The following is a 25489-nucleotide window of genomic DNA, read 5'->3' on the forward strand; positions in this document are numbered from 1 at the left end:
GGACGTGGAATATCCCGTTACACTACAGCAGGGTTACTTCATCCACCATCTAGCAACACATTCGTTCACGGGTATTGGCTTTAAGTTGATACCCTAACAACAGTTAGCTATATCCTCCTTGGTGTGGTCAGTTTTGTCATAACTGTAAAGACAACTGAACAAAGGAAGCTGAACTGAGCAATGGTCCAGAAAAAATCTGGAGGATTTTTATATAAACCGAAGACTGCATAGGTGCCGGGGGCATCAGAGACATCTGGAAAGAAGATAAATGCGATCGCTATGGCAGCATGGCTTAAGCATGAATACAAGAGTGTTACTTTTTTCAGACTTGTTCGTTGTCTGATCAGACTGCCATGGATGATGTAGTGAATAATGAGGATTGGAAAAATAATAATTCCAAATAAAAATCTATACCATCCTATGTTGAACACATAGCTTGCAAGGCACAGGATGATGGAGATAAGATTGGCAATGCATAGGATGATGAGAATAATATAGCTTTTAGACATAATATTCTCCTCTTAAATATCGGCTTAGGCTAAGAAGCTTGTCTCATTATCTATTAGATTGTCTATATCCGGGTATGTCTAACTTGTTTAGAGGTGAGATATACAGATATAGACAGCAGTCTTAGAGCCTTAGTCACTGAATCAAACTTGAAACAAGCGATCGCAGACTAACATAGGCCATGCACACCGACTGCCAAGAGGTCTCGGTGTGATGCTAAAGTTTTTTGCGGCGGGTGATGGGTAACGTTGGCTTGCTTAGTGAAAACCTTAGTTCAGTTTCTGCTTCAGATTCCTCTGCTACTGTGGTTGCTATGGTCGTCATTTTAGGCACTTTTGCTTCCACCCAATCAATGCGGGGGTTCAAGCATAATTGATATTGAGTATTTCTAGAATCATTGATTTACAATGCTTATAGCTACCAAAATAGGTATGTTCCAGCTTGTATGAAGGGGAAAGCCGGTTTGGCGGATGAAGTTAGAGGTGAGGACATATATCCTGGTGATTAGTTGTGTGCCAACCGTCTTGAAAGGTGAACTATGAAAACGTTACTGCACCTATCTGGTTTATTGAGCCTGGGTTTGTTGGGGGCTGGTCTGTTGGGCATCGCTTCATCGGCAAGTGCTCAGACGACTCTACGGGTGAATCACGATACATCGTCGTTTGAGAATGTGGAGCTGTCGACGGGGGATGTGGGTGTACGCGTGAGCTATATCCATTATGGTGATGTCGAGGAAGATGATGAGAATAATTTAAGCTATCAGCTAATTTATCAAGATGAAGAGTACAACGTAGTGGATACGTTTGCTTGGATTTTTGCTGAGTTTGAGTTGCTGGACCTAGATAGTGACGGGACTGACGAGGTGATCGTCCGTAACTATTCGGGTGGCGCACATTGTTGTACGAATACTACGATTCATCGCTGGACTGAGGATGGGTTTGCTGCGGTGGAGACTGGCTTTTTGGATGGGTTAGGTGGAGATTTGGTCGATCTCAATGAGGATGGCTATATGGAAATAGCGATACCCCATCAGGCTTTTTTGTATCGGTTTGGCAGCTATGCGGAGTCGTTCCCGCCGGTTACGTTTTCAACGTATCGCGATGGTGAGTTGGTGGAGACTACCCATGAGTTTCCAGAGCAGATTCGGGAGCAGGCGGAGAGCATGAAGGAGATTTTTCTGCAGGTGCGTGAAGAGGAAGACTATGTGTCTAATAGTTTGCTAGCGAGCTATGTGGCGCAACAGGCTGTGCTAAATGAGGATTTTGAGGCGGCCTGGGAGTTTATGGTAGATAACCATCGTCGGGAGGACCCATGGGGGTTGGAGATTTATGAGGAGGGGGAACAGGTGGGTGTACATAAGGATTTCCCGACGGCGTTGCGGGTGTTTTTGATGGAGACGGGGTATTTGGGTGAGGATGGATTGCCGGTGGGCGATCGTACGTGAAACGTTGGCTAATTTCTTTTCTTATCATAGGTACCTGATGGCCTAAGGTAGGCACGAGGCAGGGTGGGCACAAGGCACCACCCCTACGAGATTGTCTATTCGCATGTAGAAGATTGCGCCATAATTGTGGAGTTATCTCTATAGGAATCGTAATCCTGTGGCAGCTTCCTCTGGTAATCTGACGATTCATCGCTATAAGCGCTCTAACCAGGGTTTTGTGGAAGACCTGGGCAATGGGGTGGCGCTGACGCTGATGCTGGTTCCTGGGGGGGAGTTTTGGATGGGGGCTGCAGAGGATGAGCCTGATAGTCAGGACTCGGAGCGTCCTCGGCATTTGGTGCAGATGTCACGGTTTCTGATGGGGCGATATCCGGTTACCCAGGCGCAATGGAAAGCCGTGACTGGCCTGGAAAAAGAAGAGATTGACTTAAATCCTGACCCATCCAGGTTTAAAGGAGATCATCGACCGGTGGAGCAAGTGTCCTGGTTTGAGGCGGTAGAGTTTTGTCAGCGGCTATCGGCCCAGACCAGTCGAGAGTATGGATTACCCAGTGAGGCAGAGTGGGAATATGCCTGTCGAGCAGGTGCTGAGACGCCCTACCATTTTGGAGAGAAGATTACGACCGAAATCGTTAACTATTACGACAATGATTCAAAGAGAGAATATCGAGGAGAGACTACACCCGTAAATTACTTTGGTGTTGCCAATGCCTTGGGGCTGTGTGATATGCATGGCAATGTAGATGAATGGTGTCAAGATCACTGGCATGAAAATTATAAAGAAGCACCCACTCATGGAATTGCCTGGCTAACGTCCAACCAAAACACTATAAGGATTCTACGCGGCGGTTCCTGGTACACCGAACCGAGGGCCTGTCGGTCCGCCGCTCGCTATAATTCTTCGCCCGATAACCGCAGCTACAATTTCGGTTTTCGAGTAGTCTGTCGTGCTCCAGGGACGCTGCCGTAACCCTGCATCCCCGTCTTACTCTTAGCTTCCAGACTCCGACTGGGAGTCCCCCCGGCGGCTCTGCCGCTTATTCTGGGCTATTCAGTGTCCTTTTGCCAGGTCGGCATAGTCCGCAATTCTCACTCCTAAGACAATCAACAAAACTGCCTCAATGACAGAGAGAATGACAGTAAAGACAGAAACGTTTGAGGCCAGAATCCAGAAAACTATCAAGGCCATCAGTCCTGAAATCACAAATGTCACCTGATCGATAAAGAGCTGGGTATACTTCCGACGTTTACGGCGGGAATCATCACGGTGGGCCGTTTCCCAGCCAAACAGATATTTTTCATCAGCGGAGCCGCCGATCAGGGCAGCAACACGCTTTTCCAGGTCGTAGCGTATATAGCGACCAATAGCAGAAATTTTTTCGTCGTTGATCAGGTAGGTCCAGCCCATGACTAGACAGACCCAGGGAATCACCAGGAAGGCGCTGTAGCCGTTGGCATTGGTGAGGGCAAAGGAGGCGATGGCCCCAAAAATCCCCAGGGTGACGTACAGCAGGTTATCGCGGAAGCCGATGCGCATGCTTTGCTCTGCTTTGAGGACGCGGTACTCCTCCATGAGGATTTCTAGGGTTTTTTCGGTGCGGTCCATGGTCTTGTTGTAGTTTGGAGACGGTAAGGTGCATCAGATTAATTGTGTCGATTCATTGTGAAAGTGGGACGATTCGACGGAAAATTTCCAGAATCTAGGCAAAGTGCATTGTATCGACCAAAATAGATACGACTTAGATTTTGCGCAGTCAACTGGGTGAGGCTGCACCATTGATCAAGTATGGATTAAGCTCCGTTTGACTTGCTTGTTAGGTCCCCAAACCCCCAATTCTGGGGGCTTTGAAGTTGATTTAAGGTATTCTATTTTTACAAGGATTAACGTCGTCACTTATTTGTTTGTGGTTCAGCAATGCCCCATCTGCGTGCAGTTATTCTGACAGCGATATCTACTGAATTTAAGGCTGTCAGGGCATTACTAACGAATAGCCAGCGGGTGAAACATCCAGAAGGCAATATTTATGAACAGGGAACGTTTACAGCCAACCAGCGAACCTGGGCTATTGGCATTGCCGAAATAGGGAAAGGGGATCCGACTGCCGCATCTCAAACTGAACGAGCGATTACCTTCTTTAAGCCCCATGTTATCTTGTTTGTCGGTGTGGCCGGTGGCATGAAGGATGTAAAACTAGGCGATGTCGTAGCCTCCACAAAAATCTATGGCTATGAATCAGGAAAAGCGGCTGAAACGTTTAAAACTAGACCTGAAATCGGTCTTAGTTCATTTGCCTTAGAGGAAGAAGCCAAAGCTGAAGTTCGTAGTGATGCGCAAGCCTGGCTCAAAAGATTGGCCAATACTCCAGATGTGGTGCCTAGGGCCTGGGTTGGTCCGATTGCTGCTGGGGAAAAGGTCATATCTTCGAAGAAATCCAGTGTTTATCGGTTCCTAAAAGCAGAATATAGTGATTCGCTAGCCGTAGAGATGGAAGGCTATGGCTTTTTGCAGACGGTACAAAAACGTCAGCAGCCTGTTTCTGCCATGGTGGTGCGGGGGATTTCGGACCTGATCGATGGCAAAAACGATGATCCGAACCAGCCACCGGAGGACGTACGTCAGGCAACCGCATCCCACCATGCCAGCGCCTTTGCCTTTCAGATTTTGGCAAACTTTGAGCCGAATGTAGGGCTGTTAGGGAGTCAGACGCCCACTTATCAGGTAGCTGCTGATAGTTGGGAGCAGGTGTTTTCTTCCTTCTCGGATTCAGATGTGCCGAGGGTTGCTCCCCTCTGTCGCCAGATCTTTGAGGAGGTGTTGACGGCTGAAAAAGTAGCGTTTGCCTATCCAGAATTTGCCCAGCTAGAAACGGTGCAAGGGTTAAAGCAGCTATTGACCAGGGCAGACGATCTGAGTCTGGCGGTTACCTGGATAGGGCGAGTGATAGAGGAGTTCAAATATCCGTCAGATGGGGCTGAAGTGCGACCGGTACCCGCCAAGTTGCAAGCCTGGTACGATGACCATCGGCCAGTAGAACCAGAACCAGAGCCCCAAGAAAAGTCTCCTGGCTATCTCCTCGTAACCCTGGAACCGAAGGATGATGAAGACACCGTGGCAATCCGTGCAGAGTTTGACGATGGGACAGGTCATGTAACAACAGATTTGCTACCACCAGATGCACAATGTTCTCTGGATGATCCGAACGATACATTATCAAAGCATTTATCAGTTGCGGTGGGTAAAGCAAAAGGGGTTAAAACCATTGAGTTTTTTCTGTCGTGGCGGCATTTTGATCGACCGGTGCATGAGTGGAAGGTGAAGGCGGGGTTGGGAAAGCCAAAAGAACTGAAGCAATTTCGGAATACGGTGGTGCGATCGCTAGATCGACTCATTCTCGAAGACTTTTCAGACGAATGGCTAGAATGCTTACAAAACAAGCTAATTCGGTTACGCAAATGCTGTGATCAAGAATTACTAACCCTCAGCCATCCTGTGACAGACCTGGATTTTGAGGCCTTGGCAGAGGATTTGCCAGAAGGGTGTGATACGCTCATCCTCAAACTGCTGACAGCATTACCGGATGACCATGAGGATTTGGAGCAGCTAATGGCAACGGTGCTATGGTCGGGCATTCCCCTTTGGTTTTGGTCCTATGGGGCTCCGGCGGATACTACAAAGCTGTTAGATCACATTGATACCCTACTACGAGCATCCTACTTGAAAGATTCCGCAACATTTGCTGAGGTTATTCGAAAGGAACGGACTCGCCTACCTGATTTGGGCTTATTATGCGATTGTCCGCATCGACTGCCGGTCTTAGTGGATTGGAAAAATGGTCGTTTGCGTCAGCCTACTGCTTAGAGAAGTCTATGTCTGACTGGAAATTTTTTACAGGTGGTCTCAATCGTGATGGGCGGCCCCAGCAACATCCGCTGCAGTCGATCACTGAGCGACCTGCCTGGCGACAGTTTATGTCCACAGCAGACTTTGATCAGGACTGGCGAGAGGCGAGTGAGCAGCGTTGGACGGAGCTACGGAGTGAGCGACGGTTAGATACTCGGTCTCGGGAACGGGGACAGAGCTTTCGGATCCGGCAGGCAGGCAGCACGGGCCAATCAGAGATTCTGACGGCGGTCAACTCAGCACTGGCCCTGCGTCGTCCTTTATTGATTACGGGCAATCCGGGGTCGGGGAAAACGTCGTTGGCCTATGCCATTGCCTATGAGTTGCAGTTGGGTCCGGTGCTGCTATGGCCGATTACGACTCGGTCCACACTGTCGGATGCGCTGTATCGGTATGATGCGATCGCACGTTTGCAAGATACCCAATTTGATAAATCAGAACTAGAGCTGCAGATCCTGCTGGCTAAAGCCGAAGATGAGGATTATGACCGAGCCAAAATCGATCAGCTCAAGCAGGGGCGCAGTTTGGGCGACTACATTCAGCTTGGTCCTGTAGGTACAGCATTTTTACCCTCCCATCTACCCCGTGTGTTGCTGATCGACGAGGTGGATAAAAGCGACCTGAATTTGCCTAACGATTTGCTCAACTTGTTTGAAGAAGGTACCTACGAAATTCCTGAGCTGGTGCGGCAAAAAAGCGCTGCGACCGTGTCAGTGCGAACAGCCGATGACCAACTGCCAGCGAATATTGCGCAAGGTAAGGTCACCTGCTACGAATTTCCCCTGGTGATTATGACCAGCAATGGCGAGAGAGACTTTCCTCCAGCGTTTTTGCGCCGTTGTTTACGCATTACAATGCCCGATCCGGCAGATAGTACGGTTTTGGAAAATATAGTGGGAGCCCACTTTCAGCGAGAAGCGAGTGATACTAGTTGGGAAGAGGTAAAACAGAAAGTCGATCCGCTGATTGTGGAGTTTGCCCAGAAGCTACAAAGCAAAAAGTCTTCTCTAGCAACAGATCAGTTGTTGAATTTGGTTTACATGGTGCGTCAGTCTCAGCTGAGTGTCAGTGAGAGTCATGATGGGCAGGCAAAAGCTGACGAGTTGAAAGCCTTGGAAGATATTTTGCTACGCCGTTTGACTAGTGATGCAGGGGGCAAATGAACACCGAGCGGTTTGTCGAAGCCCTGAGTACCTATGATCTAAATCCGACAGAGATTGCGGATATTCTTTGGCTAGCGATGCGGCAACCGCCAGAAGACTTTGCGCCAGAACCTCAGATAGATGAGTCTTCTGTAACGGTTGATCCAGATCTAACGCCGACAGACTCTAGCAGGCCCATATCAGATGTGTCCGATAAGGATGAGTCTGATGACCAGGGTGCTGATGATCATGGGACTCGGCCAACCGATGAGCCATCTGCTGATATTGCGTCTGTCCCTTCCGGACCCTTGCCGTCTAAGGCTCTGCCCATTTCTGTTCCTGATGCCAGTTTTTTAGAAGAGACATTGCCGTTGGTAAGGGCGTTGAAGCCTTTACTCAAGCAAATTGCTTCCGAGACGGCTAGTCATGTGGATGAAGCGGCTACGGTAGATCGGATCGCAGAAACGGATATTTGGTCGCCTGTACTGGAATGCGATCGCGAACCCTGGTTTGAGGTGGCCCTGGTAATCGATAGCAGTGCAGGCATGGCCCTATGGCAGCGATTAATCCAGGATATCCAGCGGTTATTGCGCTGTTATGGTTCATTTCGTGACTTCCGGGTTTGGGAATTAGTCTCTACAGATGGACAGTTAGGGATATGTGCTGTACCCGACCGTTCTGTGCGCAGTCCCAGAGCGTTGCTTTCCCCCAATGGTCGACGATTAACTCTGGTATTTAGTGATTGCACAGCAGACTATTGGTGGGATGGTTCTCTGCAACCCGTGTTAGCAGGATGGGGCCAGTCCAATCCCACTGTCATCTGGCAGGTCTTGCCGGATTGGATGTGGAAGCGAACGGCCTTAGGGGTGGGGGACTCTGTGGCTATTCGTAACCGTATTCCAGGGGCCATCAATCCAGACTTAACGCCGACGTATTTATCACTGCGGCCACCCAAGCGTCTGGCGAAAAAGAGTACGGAGAATGGGGTGCCTGTAGGCTCCGGAACTACCATTTGTTTACCGGTAATTACAACAGATGCTCAATCCATTGGGTCTTGGAGTCGGATGCTAGCCGGGGATCGACGGCAGTCCACACCTGGGTTTGTTTTGCCTGCTGACGGCTGGGAGCGGACTAGGGAACGTTCGACTAATGAACCCGATGAGCGGCTAGAACAATTTCGTCTACGGGCGACACCCGAGGCCCGGCGGCTAGCGGCACTACTATCAGCCGCTCCTGTGATTACACTGCCAGTGATGCGTTTGATTCGGTCAGCGATGTTACCAGAGACGGCATCGCCGTTACCAGTGGCAGAAGTATTTTTAGGGGGACTATTGCAGCGGTCAACGCAACAGCCAGAGACGAGCGATCCGGAACAGGTGCAGTATGACTTTTCAGCGGAGACCCGTGAGCGATTGCTGGATATTTTGCCACCCGTAGATGCCGTTACTGTAATTGAAAAGGTCTCTGAACATGTGGCTCAGAGATTAAACTGCACCCTGGCAGATTTCCGAGCATTGTTGTTGTCGCCAGAGTTAAAAGCTGAGGCTGACCAGTATGGTCTGAAAACCTTTGCTCAGGTGACAGCCCAGATTTTGCGGCAGTTGGGGGCTGAGTATGCGGATTTGGCTAGTCAGCTGGATTCTGAGAATAGACAAATCCAGTCTAGTTCTCAGACATGGCCAGACTTTGAACTGGAGACTTTTGAATATGAGGTCGCTGAGTTTCTGGATTTCCCACCATTGCAAACTCTAGATTTTGAAACAGTGACCCTTCAGCTGGATCAAGAATTAGACTTGCCTCCGTTGCAGACTAAGGAAGTAGAAGTCGTCACTATTCTGTTGGAAGCACCTGCTAGTGTCGTTCCCAGTACAGAAATTAAGTCTTTTACCTTTAGTATGGCCACGATTGAGCGTGGTAGTGGATTATCAAGACCATGGGAGATTCGTACTCAGAAACGACAGGCCGAGCGGTATCGGGAAAGGCTAGGAACCGAGACATTTATGATGATGGTTGCAATTCCGACAGGTAGCTTTGTAATGGGCTCGCCAGAAGATGAGCCAGAACGCTTGAATCACGAAGGGCCACAACACGATGTCACAGTTCGTGAGTTTTTTATGGGACAGTATCCAGTTACTCAGGCCCAGTGGCAATTTGTGGCTAAGCTACCCGAAGTTGAAATTCCTATGGAGCCCGAACCTTCTTACTTTCAAAGAAATAACTTTCCAGTAGAGCAGGTGTCTTGGGATGAGGCAGCGGAATTTTGTAAACGTTTATCAGACTACACAGGACGTGACTATGAGCTGCCAACCGAAGCTGAGTGGGAATATGCTTGCCGAGCAGGAACAACAACCCCTTTCCATTATGGAGAGATGATTACACCTGATGTTGCTAACTATAATGGAGACTTCACTTATCACGATGGGGCAAAAGGTCAGAATCGAAGACAGACAACACATGTCAAGCAGTTTAAAGTAGCCAATGCCTTTGGTCTGTGTGATATGCATGGGAATGTGTGGGAATGGTGTCAAGACCACTGGCATGATAGTTACGAAGATATGCCTGCTGAGGGAATTGCTCGGTTAACTTCTGATAAGAATACTCCACGAGTGGTACGCGGCGGTGCTTGGGATTTCAGTCCTGAGTATTGTCGGTCTGCTTATCGCTTTAGCTTCTACCCTGATGACCATTCCTACTGTCTTGGTTTTCGCGTAGTCTGTCGTACCCCGAGGGCTTTTCCTGATGGTCTGTAACTGGATTTTAGCTACAATCGAAGCAAATCAATCTTCCCTGCTGCCAGCGATGAAGTTTATTGATCCTAAGACAGATTTTGCATTCAAGAAGATCTTTGGCTCTGAGCAAAGCCATGACATCTTGATTAGTTTCCTCAATGGGATTCTGTATGACGGGGAAAGTGCGATCGCAGATTTAGATATTCTTAACCCCTATCAAGCCCCAAAAATCGCTGGGATAAAGCAGTCCTATCTAGATGTCAAGGCAAAACTGGCCACGGGTGAAACGGTGATTATCGAAATGCAGGTGCTCAACGTGGAAGGGTTTCAAAAGCGCATTTTATACAATGCAGCCAAGGCATACTCCACCCAATTGCAAACAGGCCAGGGCTATCCATTGCTCAATCCAGTGATTGCCCTAACGATTACCGATTTTGAAATGTTCTCAGACATTGAGGCAGTGATCTCTCGCTTTGTTTTGAAAGAAAAACAGTATTTAATCGACTATCCCATTGATGATCTAGAGCTGGTCTTTGTTGAGTTACCTAAGTTTCAGCAATCGTTAGAGGCGTTGACTACCCTCACCGATAAATGGATCTACTTTTTGCAACATGCGGATGATTTTAGTGTTGTTCCCACACCGATGGGGAATATACCTGCTATTCAGCAAGCCTTTGAGCTAGCCAATGAGGCCAACCTGAGCGCTGATGAACTCGATGAACTTGAGCATCAGTCTATCTTTATTCAAGATCAGCGGGGGGCGATTATGTTGGCGGCCAAGCAAGAAAAACGGAAAATTGCAGCTCGCTTGCTGAGCAGTATGGCCGATAGTCAGATTGCTGCAGTGACAGAGTTGTCTTTAGCAGACATTCAAGCGTTAAGACAAGAACAAAGCGAACAGTAAAGGAATACAGGCTCTATGGCCACTCAGGCAGAATCACAGCAGGCCAACACTTCCTATGAGCGACGCCGAGAAGCAATCCAGTTTTTTGTTGAGGCTCTGGATGAAAATCTGACCCTAGAGATGGTGCAGATCCCGGCAGGCAAATTTACCATGGGTTCCCCAGAAACTGAACTAGAGCGGTTGGATCGCGAAGGACCACAGCATGATGTGCAGATTGAGCAGTTCTTTATGGGCCAATATCCAGTTACCCAGGCCCAATGGCAGTTTGTAGCCGGGGTGGAACAGGTTGAACGAACTCTAGAAGCTAATCCTTCTAACTTTAAGGGAGAGAATCATCCAGTGGAGCAGGTGTCCTGGTACGAAGCAGTAGAGTTTTGTCAGCGACTGTCGACTCATACTGGGCGTAACTATGGGCTACCCACAGAAGCAGAGTGGGAATATGCCTGTCGAACAGGAACGACCACGCCATTTCACTTTGGCAATACAATCACTACTGAGGTCGCTAATTATAACGGTAGCTCCTATGCAGGGGGGCCAGCAGGTGAACCTCTCAAAAGAACTACTCCAGTAGACCACTTTGGCATAGCCAATGCCTTTGGTCTGTGCGACATGCATGGCAATGTGTGGGAATGGTGTCAGGATCTATGGCACAAATCTTATGATCATAAGATTACTCCCAGCCAAGATGGAGTAAATCTACAGCAGGAACAAGCCGATCATCGAGTTGTGCGTGGGGGTTCCTGGTATAGCTCCCCTGGCAAATGTCGATCAGCAAGCCGATTTCATTTTCGTCCTACCACCTGTGAGTCAGATCTGGGATTCCGTGTGATCTGCAAAAGACCATAAGCCAGACATATCAAACATTTTTGAAATGACTGTCAGTAGGACGGAAAGTCAACGTACTAATTGACACATATCCTGCGTCCTCAACTTAACTATATCCGTAAGGTGTAGGTGTTCATTCGTAAATGGAGAAATCCAACATGACACCTATCCCATCCGTGATAGCTGCTTTATATTCCTTTTTTTGGAAGGTAAAAGCTCCACCAGATAGACATTCTGATTTCAACAAAATAGGGATAAGTCCAATGACAGAATTACGAAAAATCTTTGAAACAACTATCTCGATAGCTTTTTTCAATAAAGGAAGCTTACGAGATTTAACGTTGACCACTAAAGGAGGTGATTGCCAATGCCATGACTTGCTGTTTCGACTATGCAAGGGTTTAAGAAGAGGGCCTTCTGAAATTCTTGCATAGTTTGTTCAGTAAGCCCAAGAGCGTATATATTGCTATTTTTTGAGGAGAAAAAGAACATATTTTGGACTAAATGAGGTCAACGAATCAAAATGTTATGGGTTTTGGAGTTCTCTACAAAACTCAAACTTTGAGACTAATTTGCGCTTAAGAACACTCAATGTTTTTCAGAAGGCTCCTCAGATTATCTGGGGAGCTTACAGTTTTGAATATGGGCATCCATTGAATGGTGAAGCAGGTGAGAGGATGTCTGAAAAGTCGTAAGCTACGCTAACCGCCGCACCAGTATCCGTATCATGGCAATATAAATGAAAGTCTCTGAAGTTTCTGGCAAGATCTCATAATCTTTGGACCTGTGCAACTGAAATAAGCCTCATTCCAAACCCTTATATTTATTGAGATAGCGCCCTGTAAGCTCGATTTTCTGAAACCGTTGTCTTACCCTAGAATCAGATGATCAAGTGAGGCCAGAGGGATGGGGAACTACAAAATCAAGGTGAACATCGAAATCGTAGAAAGCGAAGAGGGTGTGAATGAATCGCCCCAGGAAGTGGGCGAGGGAGTCTTTGAATTTAATATCAGTGGAGCAGCCGCAGAAAGCATAGATGCCTGTGAGCAAGCCCTATTGAGTACGAATTATCCAGCCTTACGGTCGGCCTTGGCTCATCATCTCGAAACGATATCAAAAAAAAGCTCGAAGCCGAGACACAAACGGGGATTTGGGAGTTGAAAAGCCATCCCTATCGGGTGGATGGCGAGATCGGTCGATTTCGATTTGAGAGCTATGCAGCAGTGGGTGTTCAGTCATCGGGAGAGCCCCTATCGGTCCGGTCACTGTTTTCTCCCTTGAGTGGCAAAAGTTGGTATCGAACCGAGGGTTTCAAGGACGTTGCCTATGTTCATGGCAGTACAAACGAGTCCTACCGCAAAACGACGGCTCTGCTCAATCGTATCCGCCATCAACCCAACGGTGGGACACCCTTAAGAACCTTACAAGACAGTAGCGAACGGGAGGGCAAGCAACTGCTAGATTATTTAAAGGGTCGCAGTGAGCAAATTCTCAAAGACCACGATTTTACAGAGCAAGGTCGTCCCTTGTCTTCGTCCCCTGCTCATCCCTCTTCGCCGGTCTACCTGCCCTCAGAAGTAGTGCAAAAAGCCTTTGAGCAGTGCAGAAAACCTGAACGGGTTGTGAAGCAAATGCAGGCCAATCCTATCCCCTATGAAGACCCACAACAGAGTGTCCATATTTCAGTCGATGATGTTGGGGTCAAACGACAGAGTGAACATCGACCCGACACCTCTGAGACCAAAGAATCACAACGCAAATATGCTTATCAAATTCAAGCTGGTTCCTCACCCTCAAAAGTAATTGCACAGGTGACATCAGTTTGACACAGTTCGAAAATCTCTTGAACATGAGGTGTTGATTTTGTTGTTAAACCACAAATTTGATATCAAGAAGAAAACAGTGAACAAAAGACAGTGGTTTTTCTAGACTTTAGTAGTAGTCCGTTAGAGTTGACATCGTTCTCTCATTTAGAAGAAATATTTGACGTATAGAGCGTTTCGTTATACTGAAAGCCTGATAAATCCTCTAATCCTGGGGGGCTTTAAGATCTAAAGCCCCAAATCGTTAAGGGCTTCTTGCAAGAGTGTCATCTTCGAGGAAATCCTATGTATTTATTTTGCTTATTGATCTGCTCTAATGCTTTACTGGTTCTTCAAATAGTCTTGTAGTCTTGATCAATAGTATTTTTGTAAATTTATTTAAACTCTCTAAATGCCTAAGACTGTTTCCTCCAAAAGCTAAAACGATTGCTAATGCTGACTTTTTCACAGAAAGGAGTATGGGGCATTAGTCTAGGGTAGACAGCTTTAGGCCATTTGACGATAGGAATACTAAGCACAATGACTTGATAATTAGGAATGCTTTGAACTTGATTTGAGACGCCGAAGGATGGTTCTCCAAAATGTTTAATATTTCACTGCTTAGTCAGTACATGCCCCACGGTTATTGTTATCTGTGGAGGCCCAGTCTGGTTGGTCTGCATTTAGTATCAGACAGTTTAATTGGGCTGGCTTACTATTCTATTCCCATCACGTTGCTGTATTTCCTTAAAAAGCGCCGTGATGTTCCTTTTTATAAGGTTTTTCTACTTTTTGCCGCATTTATCATTTGTTGTGGCACTACCCATTTATTTAATGTCTGGACCCTATGGCATTCAGACTATTGGGTTTCTGGTGTTCTCAAGGCGATGACGGCCTTCGTTTCTACGTATACGGCCCTCGCCCTTATCCCAGTGATCCCTAAAGCGTTAGACTTACGCAGCCCGTCTGAGCTAGAAGCTTTAAATCAACAATTGGAAAAGGAAGTTGCTGAACGTCGACAAACTGAAGCTGAATTACGAGAGGCATCAACACGGTTGAACCTAGCCTTGGAAGCCGTGGGCATTGGTATTTGGGATTGGGACATCACGCATAATACATTGAGCTGGGATAGTCGGTTTTATGAACTCTATGGCACTACCCCCGAAGCCTTTGGAGGCGACTACGAAGCCTGGGCAACATGTGTCCACCCAGAGGACCGACCGTCGGCAGAAGCCTCTATTCAGCTAGCTTTACTCGATGAAGCGGTCTACGATATCGAGTTTCGAGTCATGCATGTCGATGGCGCAATTCGATATATGAAAGCGGACGGAATAGTTCAACGGGATGGCCAGGGGAATCCCATTCGCATGATTGGCACCAACTATGACATCACCGATCGAAAAGAAGCCGAACATCAGCTCAAGGAGAGTGAAGAACGCTTTACTAGTCTTGCCGCAACTGCTCCTGTCGGTATTTTCCGTGCAAATACTGAGGGAAATTGTATTTACGTCAACGAACATTTATGTGCAATTGCCCGGTTAACGCCTGAGCAAATGTTAGGAACTGGATGGGTTCAGGCTCTATATCCAGAAGATCGAGATGCCATTTTGGCAGAATGGCATCAAGCGACTAGTCAGAACCGTCCCTTTAAGTTGGAATATCGATTTGGAAGTCTATCGGGGCCAGTGACTTGGGTCTATGAAGAAGCAGTTCCAGAATTTAACTATACTAATCAGGTGAGCGGTTATGTGAGATGCCTTACAGATATTACCGAGCGAAAACAAGCAGAGTTAAGCCTACAAGTCGCTCAAGATAAAATAGTACAAAAAGAGGCTCTGTTCCGAAACACCTTTGAGCAAGCGGCTGTAGGGATTGCCCATGTCTCTCCCACAGGTAAACTCCTGCGTGTCAACCAGCGCTACTGTGATATTGTCGGCCATCCTAAAACAGAACTTTTAAACCTCGAGTTCCAGGTCATTACACATCCAGAAGATGTAGAGACTAATTTGGCTTATTTCCAGCAGGCTCTAGCAGGCCAGATCAAAACCTACCGCATGGAAAAGCGCTATATCCAAAAAGATGGCACTGTAACCTGGGCTAATCTAACCGGGACTCTAGTCCGTCAGCAAAGTGGCGAGCCCGATTACTTTATTGGTGTCATTGAAGATATCAATGCTCGGAAAAAAACAGAAGAAATGTTGCGCCTCTACGAGAGAGCCATTTGCACCACCCCTGACCATATGTCGTTTGTGGATTGCAATTATATCTATGCCATGGTCAATGACGTCTATGCCCAGAAGTTTGGTAAATCTAAAACCGAGATTGTCGGCCATTCGGTAGCAGAGCTTCTGGGTGAGGCAACATTTCGCCAAACTGTAAAACCTAATCTAGATCGCACCTTTGCAGGGGAAGAAGTCCATTATCAGAGCTTATTTTCCATCACAGATGAGTTACAGCAGTATCTAGATGTCACCTATACCCCCTACCGAGAAGTGGATGGAACGATTACTGGGGCCGTGGTGAGTGTGCGAGATATCTCAAATATCCATGCCGCTGAAATAGCCCTAACCCACCAAGCCCGACGGGCAGAGGCATTGCTAGAGCTACCCCAACTAGCTGAGCAACTGGATGAATATGACTTTATGAAACAGGCTCAGGATATCGCTAAGAACTTGACGGGTAGCCAAGTGGCGTTTCTTTACTTTGTCAATGAGGATCAACAAACCTTCGAACTGATCAATGGGGGGCAGCAAACCTTGTCTAACATGGGTAATGCTGTCTCTGAGACTCACCTTACAATTGATCAGACGGGGATTTTGGCTGATGTTATGCATCAGCGCAAGCCCGTACTATGCAATAGTCCCTGTGGGTCCTCTCTACAAGAACAAGAATTACTACGAAACCAAGGGTTACTACAAGATCATGAAAAAATGAACCGCCTCTTCAGTGTCCCAGTGATTGAAAATGGCAAAGTAGTGATGCTCACGGGGGTAGGCAACAAAAGTAACCACTACACCGATATGGACATTGAGACGGTGCAGTTAATTTCCAACCTGGTCTGGCGCATAGTACAACATTATCGATCGCTCCAAACGGTTCATTTACTGGCTGCCGTTGTCGAGTCCACCGACGATGCCATTATTACCAAGGACCGCAATAGTTTTATTACCAGTTGGAATGCAGGGGCAGAAAAACTTTTGGGCTATTCGGCATCGGCAGCGATTGGACAATCGATTAAAATGCTTTACCCGATTGATCGGATTGCCGATGCCACTCAAATTCTGGAACGGATTAGGCAGGGCCAAAGCATTGACCAGCTTGAAACGGTGCGCCGCCATAAAAGGGGTAACCTTTTAGACGTTTCGCTGACCATTTCCCCCTTAAGGGACCGGTCTGGCCAGGTTATTGGGGCTTCAAAGATCATGCGGGATATTTCTGCTCGCAAGGTTGCAGAACAAAAACTTGAGGCCGAAATGAGAGAACGTCAGTGGGTGATTCACACCCTGCAACGCACGGCTCAACAATTAGAGGAAAGTAACCAAGAACTTCAGGACTTTGCCTATGTGGCTTCCCATGATCTTCAGGAACCTTTGCGAAAAGTCCAGGTCTTTGGCGACCGATTAAACCACACCTGCCAGGATAGGCTTTCTGAGAGAGGGCAAGACTATTTGGCACGGATGCTAAGCGCGGCGGCACGTGCTCAGGTGCTCGTTAATGATTTGCTTAGTTTTTCTCGGGTGACAACGCAGGCTAAACCCTTTACTCCCACAGATTTATCCCACGTTATGGCAGGGGTTTTATCGGATTTGGAAGTTCGCATTGAGCAAACTGGCGCGACCGTAGATGTGGAGCCGCTACCCACTATCGATGCTGACCGTACTCAAATGCAGCAGGTCTTTCAAAATCTTTTAAGTAATGCCCTTAAGTTTCATAAGCCTGGTGTAGCACCTCAGATTCAGGTGAGAGTTCAGCGTTATCTTATGGGAGGAAAAGAAGTTTGTGAATTGCGGGTGATCGATAACGGCATAGGGTTTGACGTTAAGTATTGCGATCGCATCTTTCAACCGTTTCAGCGGCTGCATGGGCGTAAAGCTTACGAAGGCAGTGGCATCGGCCTAGCGATTTGTCGTAAGGTTATTCGCCGTCATGGAGGCCTGCTCCAAGCAGACAGCCAGCCTGGAGCCGGTGCCACATTTATGGTTATCCTACCCGTTCAACAGTCTCAGCAACAAATAGAAGATAATAATGTCCCACCAACGGAGTAAACCGGTCATCATTCTGATGGCCGACGATGATGAAGACGATCGTCTGTTCACCCAAGAAGCCTTAGCCGAAAATCGAATTGTTAACGATCTGTATTTTGTCGAAGACGGCGAAGACTTAATGGATTATCTATACCAACGCGGAAAATACAGCGAACCGGGTATAGCCCCTCGCCCTACGCTGATTTTATTAGATTTGAATATGCCCCGCAAAGACGGTCGTGAAGCCCTGCAAGAAATCAAACATGATCCCGAACTGCGCAGTATTCCAGTCGTGGTATTAACCACGTCTAAAGCCGAAGAAGATATCCTCAGAACCTACGACTTAGGGGCCAGTTCTTTTATTACCAAACCTGTCGACTTTCAATCTATGGTTGATATTATGGAAAATCTTGGTACATATTGGTTTCAAATTGTACATTTACCCGATGAGGTCAGTTCAGCTTAGGAATCAAAATCAATTAATTTCCAGATTCTGGTTGTACAGACGTTCCATGGAACGTCTCCAACATCTAATTTTGGAACTTATTAATGGTTCGCTTCTTAGAGGCTTTGTTAATATATCGAACGTTTTTCTATCACGAATTACTCATCTTTGAGAGTCAGGTCGTATCGTCATAGATGCAAGGAGTGTTATAACAATGAGTGATTTAGCATACCAAGTCTTGCTAATCGATGACGACGAAGATGATTATGTTGTGACCCGAGACTTATTACAAGAGTCAGAGCAAGCATCCTTTGAACTAACCTGGGTAAATACGTTTCAAGCCGGACTGGATGCCCTACAGACTGACCTCCATGATGTTTATTTATTGGACTATCGTTTAGGGGCAGACACTGGGTTAGAACTATTGCAAACTGCTGTAGACTCTGGTCTACGGAAGCCAATCATTCTTTTGACAGGATTAGGCAACCACGACATCGATCGTCAATGTATGGCCATGGGGGCTTCAGATTATTTAGTCAAAGGAGGTCTGTTGACTGGCCCCCTCCTGGAACGCTCTATCCTACATGCGATAGAACGGTCCCAAGCGGCTACAGAGATATGCTTATTAACCCATGTGCTTCAGAGTATTCACGATGGGGTCTATATGGCCACTGAAGAGGGCAAGTTGCTATTCCTCAACCAGTCCCTCAAACAACTCTGTTCCTACCCCATTAGTCCGATGTCGGGGCAAGGGTTAGACCCATTTCAGTACCCAATATTAAAACAACTCTTGTCCCAGGGCAACCAAAACGGTCAACGACAACAATCTCCCATATTCAAAACTGAGCTAGCCCTCAAACCTTCCAGAGGAGCAGATCGGACGGTCTTGCTATCCGAATCATGGGTAAAGGCTCAACAACAAACCCTGCGGTTTGGCATGATTCACGATATTACTGAACGTAAGCAAGCTGAACTAGAGCGCGATCGTTTTTTCAATCTTGCTATAGATTTATTATTTATCGCCGACACAGACGGTACCTTTAGACGCATCAGCCCTTCCTGGGCTGCTACATTGGGGTATACAAGCGATGATTTATTAGGCCAGTCTTTTTGGCAATTCATGCTTCCAGAAGAGCAGGATACTAGACAGGATTTACAGGATACCCTAGGCCAAGGACAAGACATTAATGGGTTGGAAGTCCAAGTTCAGTCAAAAGATGGAAAATGTCATTGGATAGCCTGGAATCTAGTGCAATTCCCCCAAGAAAAATTACTCTATGGTAGTGGACGCGATATCTCTCAACGTAAAGCGTCAGAAGCGCGATTAACCTACGAAACATTGCACGATAGTCTAACGGGTTTGGACAACCGAGTCTGTTGCTTAAATCGTTTGGAGCTAGCAATCGAACACCAAAAACGGCAACCCCATGAACATTTTGCCGTTTTGTTTGTGGATCTCGATAACTTTAAACATATTAATGATAGTCTTGGACATCTGGTGGGTGATCAGCTTCTGATTCAAGTTTCTCAAAGGCTAAAAACGACGGTAAGGGGAGTCGATGAAGTGGCTCGCTTGGGAGGGGATGAGTTTTTGATTCTACTAGAGAAACTAGAGAAACTAAATGATGCTCTAAAGACAGTTTATCGTCTACAAAATGAGTTGCAAAGACCGTTTCAGTTAGAGGCTCGAGAAATTTTTACCAGTGCCAGCATTGGGGTTGTCTTTTCTAATTTATCGTATCAGACGGTCGATGAAATTATTCGTGATGCTGATATTGCGATGTATCAGGCCAAAAGTCAGGGAAAAGCAAGCTATGCCGTATTTGATCAAAAGATGTATCTTCAAACCCTGCATTTAGTAGAAACTGAGGCTGCTTTACGCCAGGCTGTTAAAAAACAAGAGTTTTGTTTGTATTATCAACCCCTAGTGAATCTGCAACAACCCCATCGGCTTGAAGGCTTTGAGGTTTTATTGCGCTGGCATCAACCAGAGAAGGGTATTATGTCAGCATCTGAATTTATCCCTATTGCTGAGGAAACAAGGCAGATTAATCGCATTGGCGATTGGGTTTTACGGAATGCTTGCAAGCAGTTAAAAACTTGGCAGGTTGAAGGGAAAGTTACAACAGATTTATATGTCAGTATTAATCTGTCTGGTCAGCAACTACGAGATCCATCTCTACTTGACACCATTGATACTATCCTGACAGAGACTCAATTAGACCCACAATGTCTTAAGTTAGAAATCACTGAAAGCAGTCTCATTCACAATATTCAGGTTGCTACCGAAATAATGGAGTTGATTCGTAGCCGAGGTATTGAACTGAGTCTTGATGACTTTGGCACTGGGTTTTCCTCTCTGCGATATTTGCAGCAATTTCCTATTTCGACAATTAAGATCGATCGTTCTTTTGTAGATGGATTAAATAATAGCGATCGCAATTTTAGGATTACGAGTGCGATTGTGAATCTGGCTAAAGCATTAGGATTTAAGACCATTGCAGAGGGTATTGAATCCCATGAACAGCTCATTGAATTGCAAGGACTAAGCTGTGATGCTGGCCAGGGCTATCTATTTTCCCAACCTTTACCAGCCACAAAGGTGGAAAATTATTCTACCTGTGCAATTCAAATAGCTTAAGGCTAAAACCACTGCCCTGCTTGAGATAGAGTTCTCGCCAGTCGATTTTTGGCAGTGGAACACCTATCCTAGAGACCATCCGACTACGTAGGGTTTAGGTCATGGGGAACTACAAAATTAAGGTCAATATTGAAATCGTAGAAAGCGATGAGGCCATCAGTGCAGGTCCCGCAGAAATAGAGACCGGCGTGTTTGAGTTTAAGACTCTGGTTAGAAAACCTTTAGCGGTTCTGCTATCAAACTCTTATCTCAACCAGTCTCTTCCTCATTTCATACAAGACGAGAGTATCGCTTGCCAACAGAAGCAGAGTGGGAATATGCCTGTCAAGCAGGTACCAATACACTGTTCTCCTTAATCAGAATCAGGTAACTCAGGTTAAAATAAGGCTACAGCAATGAACTGGAGTTTATGGGTAAAGATGTATTTCATTATGCAGTGAAGGCAGCATTGCAAAAAGACGGTTGGACAGTTACCCATGATCCCTATGGACTAGCCATAGGCGGTGTGGAAATGTATATCGACTTAGGCGCGAAGCAACTGATCGGGGCAGAACGCGAAGGCCGTAAAATTGCTGTTGAAATCAAAAGCTTTATTGGAACTTCTCCTATTTCCGAGTTTCATACAGCCCATGGACAGTTCATCGACTATCAATATGCTCTAGAAGAAGAAGAGCCGGAACGAATCTTGTACCTGGCGGTGCCAGAGAAAACCTATACAACTTTTTTTAGTTTAAAATTTATCCAAACTGCGATTAAACGTAGTCAGTTGCGTCTTTTAGTTTATAACCCGGATGAGGAGATCATTGTCCTATGGCATTAGAAGAGTATCGCACCCACATCCAAGAACTGTTATCTGAACGTGGTCAACGGTCAGCCCAATCATCTACACGCACAGATTTCGAAACACAAATTATTTTTGATACAAAACGCGATCATTACCAATTAGTACACGTAGGCTGGAAGCCCAATGGCCATCGTAATTATGGATGTGTCTTGCATCTAGATATTAAGGACGGCAAAATCTGGATCCAACACGATGGAACAGAAGAAGGAATAGCCAATGCATTGGTAGATAAGGGTGTACCAAAACAAGATATTGTTTTAGCCTTTCACCATCCTTCAATGCGAAAGCATACAGAATTTGCTGTTGCTTAAGGGTATATCTGACTGAATATTTGAGGTAAGCCACTGGTTTGATCAGTGAGACCAGAAAGGCTTTGAGCGTTACGGCAGTAAAGTTCCTCCTATGGCAGATGGCATGACCGAGCCTCGCGGATTGTACCCAGACGGAGTCTAGGCACTAGAATTTTGGATCGTGAGAACAGATTATGTATCTGTAGCCAACTCATCAAGAAATGAGCAGAAGCTATTAATATCTGCCTTTAATGATCCGTAGCATTGAGGTAGGTCAGTAACCAACTCACGTAGACGAGCAGGCTTGAGATTGAACGTATAAATATTTCGGACAATATGCCTCAGCCCACGATACTCATCTAGACAATGGCGAGTACCATGACTGATCACAGCCGGTCGAATAGTTGATAGTTCGGCAGACATCTGCATTAATAAATCCCGATGCCAGCCCGCACCATCAGGGACAGAACCATCAATTGCTTTAGCAATCTCTTCTAAAATCCGTTCTGTTCCCGTGTAAAAACTATGCAGATTTAAGGCAACCCCATCGTAATAGTCTTCATCCTGTTCAACAGCTTTTGTTAAAAGTGTCTGAGCACGTTCGACAATCTGTGCCAAATCACTCAGTTCAGATCGGATTCGAGCGGCTAGTGCGATCGCTTGTTTACTCATAGCTCTTGATGTAAACGCTCAATCTCAGCCATGACATTGGGAGAGACATCCTCAGCCATCACTAAATCAATTTTTAATCGATTGTCCAAAGCCAATAACCTACCTACCGCAGAGTATAGAGCATCGTCTGAGAGTCCCCAAACCGCTAGGTCAAGGTCAGAATTTGCATGGGTAGCCTGCCAGTCCACCATCGAACCAAATAAAACCACTCGTTGCACCTGAAATTCATTTTTTAGGATTGCAGCAGCTTCTTTAGCAATTGATAATGCCCACTGATGCCTGCACTGTAATTCATCTTCTTTTTGCTCGGCACGTTTTTGGGCCGATTGTCGATACAGGCGCATTTTTTGAGCATCAATCGAAGCCATACATAACGAGTTCGCGTTTATAATCCAGGTTCGGATGTTTCCCCTACTGCCATATTAGCCCCTTGTTTAAACTAGAAAAAATGACGTGGTAAAAGACGATGGTGCAGCTAAAACGATGGCAGTGGATTGTACTAGCGCTGCCGCTGGTACTGGTCGTCATCTTTGTCATGATTGCGGCGGGCTTTCAGCTACGTACCTGGGGAATTACCTGGGTTTGGGGCGTCATTCTATTAGTATTTGTCGGCTGGCGTTGGCTGCTGGTGCACTGGACCAAACCCCGTGAAATTGAGCAAATTGTTACTGCTGTTAAGGCAGAGCTGACATCGGTGACGGCCAGTGGGGACGATAATCAAACTCTGGAAGCCTCGTTACAGCCGATTTTGACCGCAGCCCGAGAGGATGCGCCCGTATGGGACGACTGGGTCGCTTTTTGGCAACGGTGCCAGAGTATCGTGGCGACGGTGGCCCACCACTATCACCCGGATGTGAAGTATCCGCTGCTCAATATCTATGTCACCCAGGCCTATGGACTGATCCGGGGAACGGTGGATGACATGGACCGAGCCATGACCCAGCTGGCTCCGGTGCTAAACCAGGTCACCGTAGGTCAAGCGTACGAAGCCTATGAAATCTATCGCAAGCTAGAACCCTCCATGGGCAAGTTGTGGCGGGCTTGGAACTGGGCCCAGTGGTTGCTTAACCCAGCGGCAGCGGCGGCGAAGGTGGCTAGTCAGAAAAGCTCCACCCAGGCCAATCAGCAATTACTGGTGAATCTGAGTCAGCTGCTGAGGGAAACGGCGCTGCGTAACCTGGCCCAGCAAACGGCCATGCTCTATGGTGGCGATACGCTCCCGGCAATCTTTGATGCGGAGAAGTCCAATGCTTTGGAAACAGGGGCCAAAACGGCGACGCTCCAGTCTATTTTAGAAACCGCTACCCCGGCTAAAACGGTTGAACAAAAGCCAGTCTCTCTCATGCTTGTGGGACGTACCGGTGCTGGTAAAAGTAGTCTGATCAATACCCTCTTTAAAACGGATTTGGCAGAGGTCGATGTTTTACCCAGTACCGATAAACTGCGTCAGTACAGTTGGCAGCTAGACACCGGCGAAGTTTTGAACTTGATTGATTCCCCTGGCTATGAGCAGATTTCACGGGGGGATTTTCGGGACTTGGTGCTCGAACAGGCTGCTAATGCAGATCTACTAGTGCTGGCAACACCGGCTTTAGACCCGGCGCTCCAGATTGATAAAACCTTTTTGCACGATCTTAAGGCGGCTGAGCAGTATCCCCCTACGGTGGTGGCCCTGACCCAGGTAGATCGACTGCGACCTGTGCGAGAATGGCAGCCGCCCTACGATTGGCAAGCGGGAGAGCGTTCCAAAGAAGCCTCTATCCGTGATGCCGTTGCCTATCGGATAGAGACCTTGGGTGAGGTGACCGTGGTGCCGCTGGTCACCTATGACAGCGATCGCACCGCCTGGAATGATGAAACCCTGGCGCTAAAACTAGTGGAAACCTTAGGTAATGCTAAGCAATATCGTCTGGCGCGGTTTCTAACCAATCAAACGGCATTGGCGGCAGCGGCAGCTAAGCTAATTGACCAGTACACTTTTCAGATGACGACTACCCAGGGGGTAACCGAATTGCTCAAAAGCCCAATCCTACGCTACATCTCGCGGATGATGACGGGCTCAGATCTATTGGCGACGGCGCTGATGGAAAAAATCCCGGTGGAGCATGCTCCGGTGGTGATCGGTAAGTTACAGCTGGCCTATGAGCTGTTTAATCTGCTGGCTAAGGAGGAGAGCAGTTTTGATTTGGCCGTCCTCTGGCCCACGCTGCTGGATAATGATGCTCCACCAGAGCAAAATGCTTGGGCCTTTGGGCATGCACTGACGGCCTATTGGTTAGGAGAGACGAATCGACTGGATAGGGCGTTTGACCGGTATTTGCAGGAATATGGCCAAGCAGACGCGTCGATTGCTTAGGCCAGACTATTGCTAGATCAGCCTTATACGGCATACGGGTATCCAGTATGCACATTGTTTATATAAAATTAATCTTGTTTTAGGAATTCTTGAACCAGGCAATATATGAATTTTCAGGTTGGTTCTCTACACTGTAGATAAGGAAATTTAAGGTTTTCCATATATTGGTGCATATCTACTCAACATTAGTCTTGCTTGATGGTCTCATCATGATGATGAGACTGGTTCTTGGGGTGTGAATATCATTCAGACAATAATTGAGTTTTATATGGCTTAATTTCTTAAGTAATCATAGGTGAAATCTAAAGGTAATTCTTCTTCTAAATTTAGGGAAGACCAGGTTTGGGTTTAAGTTGAACGCCTAACTATCTAATACGAACTAATACGAAATCCTGACTGATAGCGCCCGATATCGAAGGGCATCCACATATTAATTTAAATCTTTGTGCCTATAGTTCACGGCATCAGTGATTGTTCAATGCTTGAAAGTAATGTTGGTTGCTAGGGGCTGTGTAATCTGCAAAGTTGTTGGCACAATTATTGTCTAAAGGTCTGTCTTGTTCTAAAGGTAGGATGCAAGATTTGCCGGAAATGGTTGCTTTTTTGCAGAATATAAGCAAATAAACAATAAAGTATGAACCTTGTTTGAAATTATGAGATTTGGATATCACTTAATAGTAATGGCTGAAGCTTTTACGCTAAAGGTCATGACAATATGAGGAAATAGAGCTTTTGGGTGATAG

At 46.6% G+C, this 25489-nt stretch carries 19 protein-coding genes and 2 pseudogenes; 16 read left to right on the forward strand and 5 right to left on the reverse strand.

Annotated elements, in window-relative coordinates:
* Positions 1–107: 107 nt before the first annotated feature.
* Positions 108–509, reverse strand: a complete 402-nt coding sequence (locus tag IXB50_RS18830) for a hypothetical protein (protein WP_215610540.1) — start codon at positions 507–509, stop codon at positions 108–110.
* 536 nt (positions 510–1045) lie between these two features.
* On the opposite strand from IXB50_RS18830, the gene IXB50_RS18835 reads away from it, so the two are divergent.
* Complete coding sequence (locus tag IXB50_RS18835) at positions 1046–1951, forward strand: FG-GAP repeat domain-containing protein (RefSeq protein WP_215610541.1); 906 nt, start codon at positions 1046–1048, stop codon at positions 1949–1951.
* A gap of 157 nt (positions 1952–2108) precedes the next feature.
* Entirely contained in the window at positions 2109–2921 is an 813-nt protein-coding gene (locus tag IXB50_RS18840) for a formylglycine-generating enzyme family protein (protein ID WP_215610542.1), read from the forward strand.
* Between the two features lie 81 nt (positions 2922–3002).
* Here IXB50_RS18840 and IXB50_RS18845 read toward each other — a convergent pair whose 3' ends face one another.
* Positions 3003–3557, reverse strand: a complete 555-nt coding sequence (locus tag IXB50_RS18845) for a hypothetical protein (protein WP_215610543.1) — start codon at positions 3555–3557, stop codon at positions 3003–3005.
* Positions 3558–3866: 309 nt separating this feature from the next.
* On the opposite strand from IXB50_RS18845, the gene IXB50_RS18850 reads away from it, so the two are divergent.
* The 5 genes from IXB50_RS18850 to IXB50_RS18870 are packed head-to-tail and all read left to right on the forward strand — an operon-like array spanning position 3867 to position 11473.
* A complete protein-coding gene (locus IXB50_RS18850) occupies positions 3867–5810 on the forward strand; it encodes a phosphorylase family protein (protein ID WP_215610544.1) in 1944 nt (647 codons plus the stop codon).
* A gap of 8 nt (positions 5811–5818) precedes the next feature.
* Positions 5819–7015 carry an AAA family ATPase gene (locus tag IXB50_RS18855; RefSeq protein WP_215610545.1) on the forward strand — a complete coding sequence of 399 codons (1197 nt, stop codon included), beginning with the start codon at positions 5819–5821 and terminating at the stop codon, positions 7013–7015.
* Positions 7012–9744: a formylglycine-generating enzyme family protein gene (locus IXB50_RS18860; RefSeq protein ID WP_215610546.1), complete on the forward strand. Its 2733-nt coding sequence runs from the start codon at positions 7012–7014 to the stop codon at positions 9742–9744. The genes IXB50_RS18855 and IXB50_RS18860 overlap by 4 nt, the downstream gene beginning before the upstream one ends.
* A gap of 49 nt (positions 9745–9793) precedes the next feature.
* Positions 9794–10627, forward strand: a complete 834-nt coding sequence (locus tag IXB50_RS18865; RefSeq protein ID WP_215610571.1) for an Rpn family recombination-promoting nuclease/putative transposase — start codon at positions 9794–9796, stop codon at positions 10625–10627.
* A 15-nt stretch (positions 10628–10642) separates the two neighbouring features.
* A complete protein-coding gene (locus IXB50_RS18870; RefSeq protein ID WP_215610547.1) occupies positions 10643–11473 on the forward strand; it encodes a formylglycine-generating enzyme family protein in 831 nt (276 codons plus the stop codon).
* Positions 11474–12148: 675 nt separating this feature from the next.
* On the opposite strand, the pseudogene IXB50_RS22230 reads toward IXB50_RS18870, so the two are convergent.
* Positions 12149–12232 (reverse strand): annotated as a pseudogene (locus IXB50_RS22230) (IS5/IS1182 family transposase); the annotation flags it as partial.
* Positions 12233–12379: 147 nt separating this feature from the next.
* Here IXB50_RS22230 and IXB50_RS18875 point away from each other — a divergent pair.
* The 8 genes and pseudogenes from IXB50_RS18875 to IXB50_RS18910 all read left to right on the forward strand — a co-directional run bounded on the left by IXB50_RS18875 (position 12380) and on the right by IXB50_RS18910 (position 21739).
* A complete protein-coding gene (locus tag IXB50_RS18875; RefSeq protein WP_326520840.1) occupies positions 12380–12613 on the forward strand; it encodes a hypothetical protein in 234 nt (77 codons plus the stop codon).
* Positions 12610–13278 carry a hypothetical protein gene (locus IXB50_RS18880; RefSeq protein ID WP_215610549.1) on the forward strand — a complete coding sequence of 223 codons (669 nt, stop codon included), beginning with the start codon at positions 12610–12612 and terminating at the stop codon, positions 13276–13278. Before IXB50_RS18875 ends, IXB50_RS18880 begins: the two co-directional genes overlap by 4 nt.
* 578 nt (positions 13279–13856) lie before the next feature.
* On the forward strand, positions 13857–17519 hold the full coding sequence (locus tag IXB50_RS18885; protein WP_215610550.1) for a PAS domain S-box protein: 3663 nt from the start codon (positions 13857–13859) through the stop codon (positions 17517–17519).
* Complete coding sequence (locus tag IXB50_RS18890; protein WP_215610551.1) at positions 17500–17964, forward strand: response regulator; 465 nt, start codon at positions 17500–17502, stop codon at positions 17962–17964. The genes IXB50_RS18885 and IXB50_RS18890 overlap by 20 nt, the downstream gene beginning before the upstream one ends.
* Before the next feature lie 193 nt (positions 17965–18157).
* Entirely contained in the window at positions 18158–20584 is a 2427-nt protein-coding gene (locus tag IXB50_RS18895) for an EAL domain-containing protein (RefSeq protein WP_215610552.1), read from the forward strand.
* Between the two features lie 265 nt (positions 20585–20849).
* Positions 20850–20933 (forward strand): annotated as a pseudogene (locus IXB50_RS22880) (SUMF1/EgtB/PvdO family nonheme iron enzyme); the annotation flags it as partial.
* Positions 20934–20993: 60 nt separating this feature from the next.
* On the forward strand, positions 20994–21404 hold the full coding sequence (locus IXB50_RS18905; RefSeq protein WP_215610553.1) for a XisH family protein: 411 nt from the start codon (positions 20994–20996) through the stop codon (positions 21402–21404).
* Positions 21395–21739 (forward strand): XisI protein, encoded by a 345-nt coding sequence (locus IXB50_RS18910; RefSeq protein WP_215610554.1) that lies wholly within the window; start codon positions 21395–21397, stop codon positions 21737–21739. Before IXB50_RS18905 ends, IXB50_RS18910 begins: the two co-directional genes overlap by 10 nt.
* Before the next feature lie 171 nt (positions 21740–21910).
* Here IXB50_RS18910 and IXB50_RS18915 read toward each other — a convergent pair whose 3' ends face one another.
* Together IXB50_RS18915 and IXB50_RS18920 are read right to left on the reverse strand one after the other, a co-directional pair.
* Complete coding sequence (locus IXB50_RS18915; protein WP_215610555.1) at positions 21911–22390, reverse strand: ribonuclease toxin HepT-like protein; 480 nt, start codon at positions 22388–22390, stop codon at positions 21911–21913.
* Positions 22387–22758, reverse strand: coding sequence for a nucleotidyltransferase family protein (locus tag IXB50_RS18920; RefSeq protein ID WP_215610556.1), 372 nt, complete (start codon positions 22756–22758; stop codon positions 22387–22389). The genes IXB50_RS18915 and IXB50_RS18920 overlap by 4 nt, the downstream gene beginning before the upstream one ends.
* Before the next feature lie 98 nt (positions 22759–22856).
* Between IXB50_RS18920 and IXB50_RS18925 the strand changes: the two genes are divergently transcribed.
* Entirely contained in the window at positions 22857–24746 is a 1890-nt protein-coding gene (locus IXB50_RS18925) for a GTPase family protein (RefSeq protein WP_215610557.1), read from the forward strand.
* Positions 24747–25489 lie beyond the last annotated feature (743 nt).

The sequence above is a fragment of the Leptothoe spongobia TAU-MAC 1115 genome, assembly GCF_018739885.1.
Lineage (GTDB): Bacteria > Cyanobacteriota > Cyanobacteriia > Phormidesmidales > Phormidesmidaceae > Leptothoe > Leptothoe spongobia.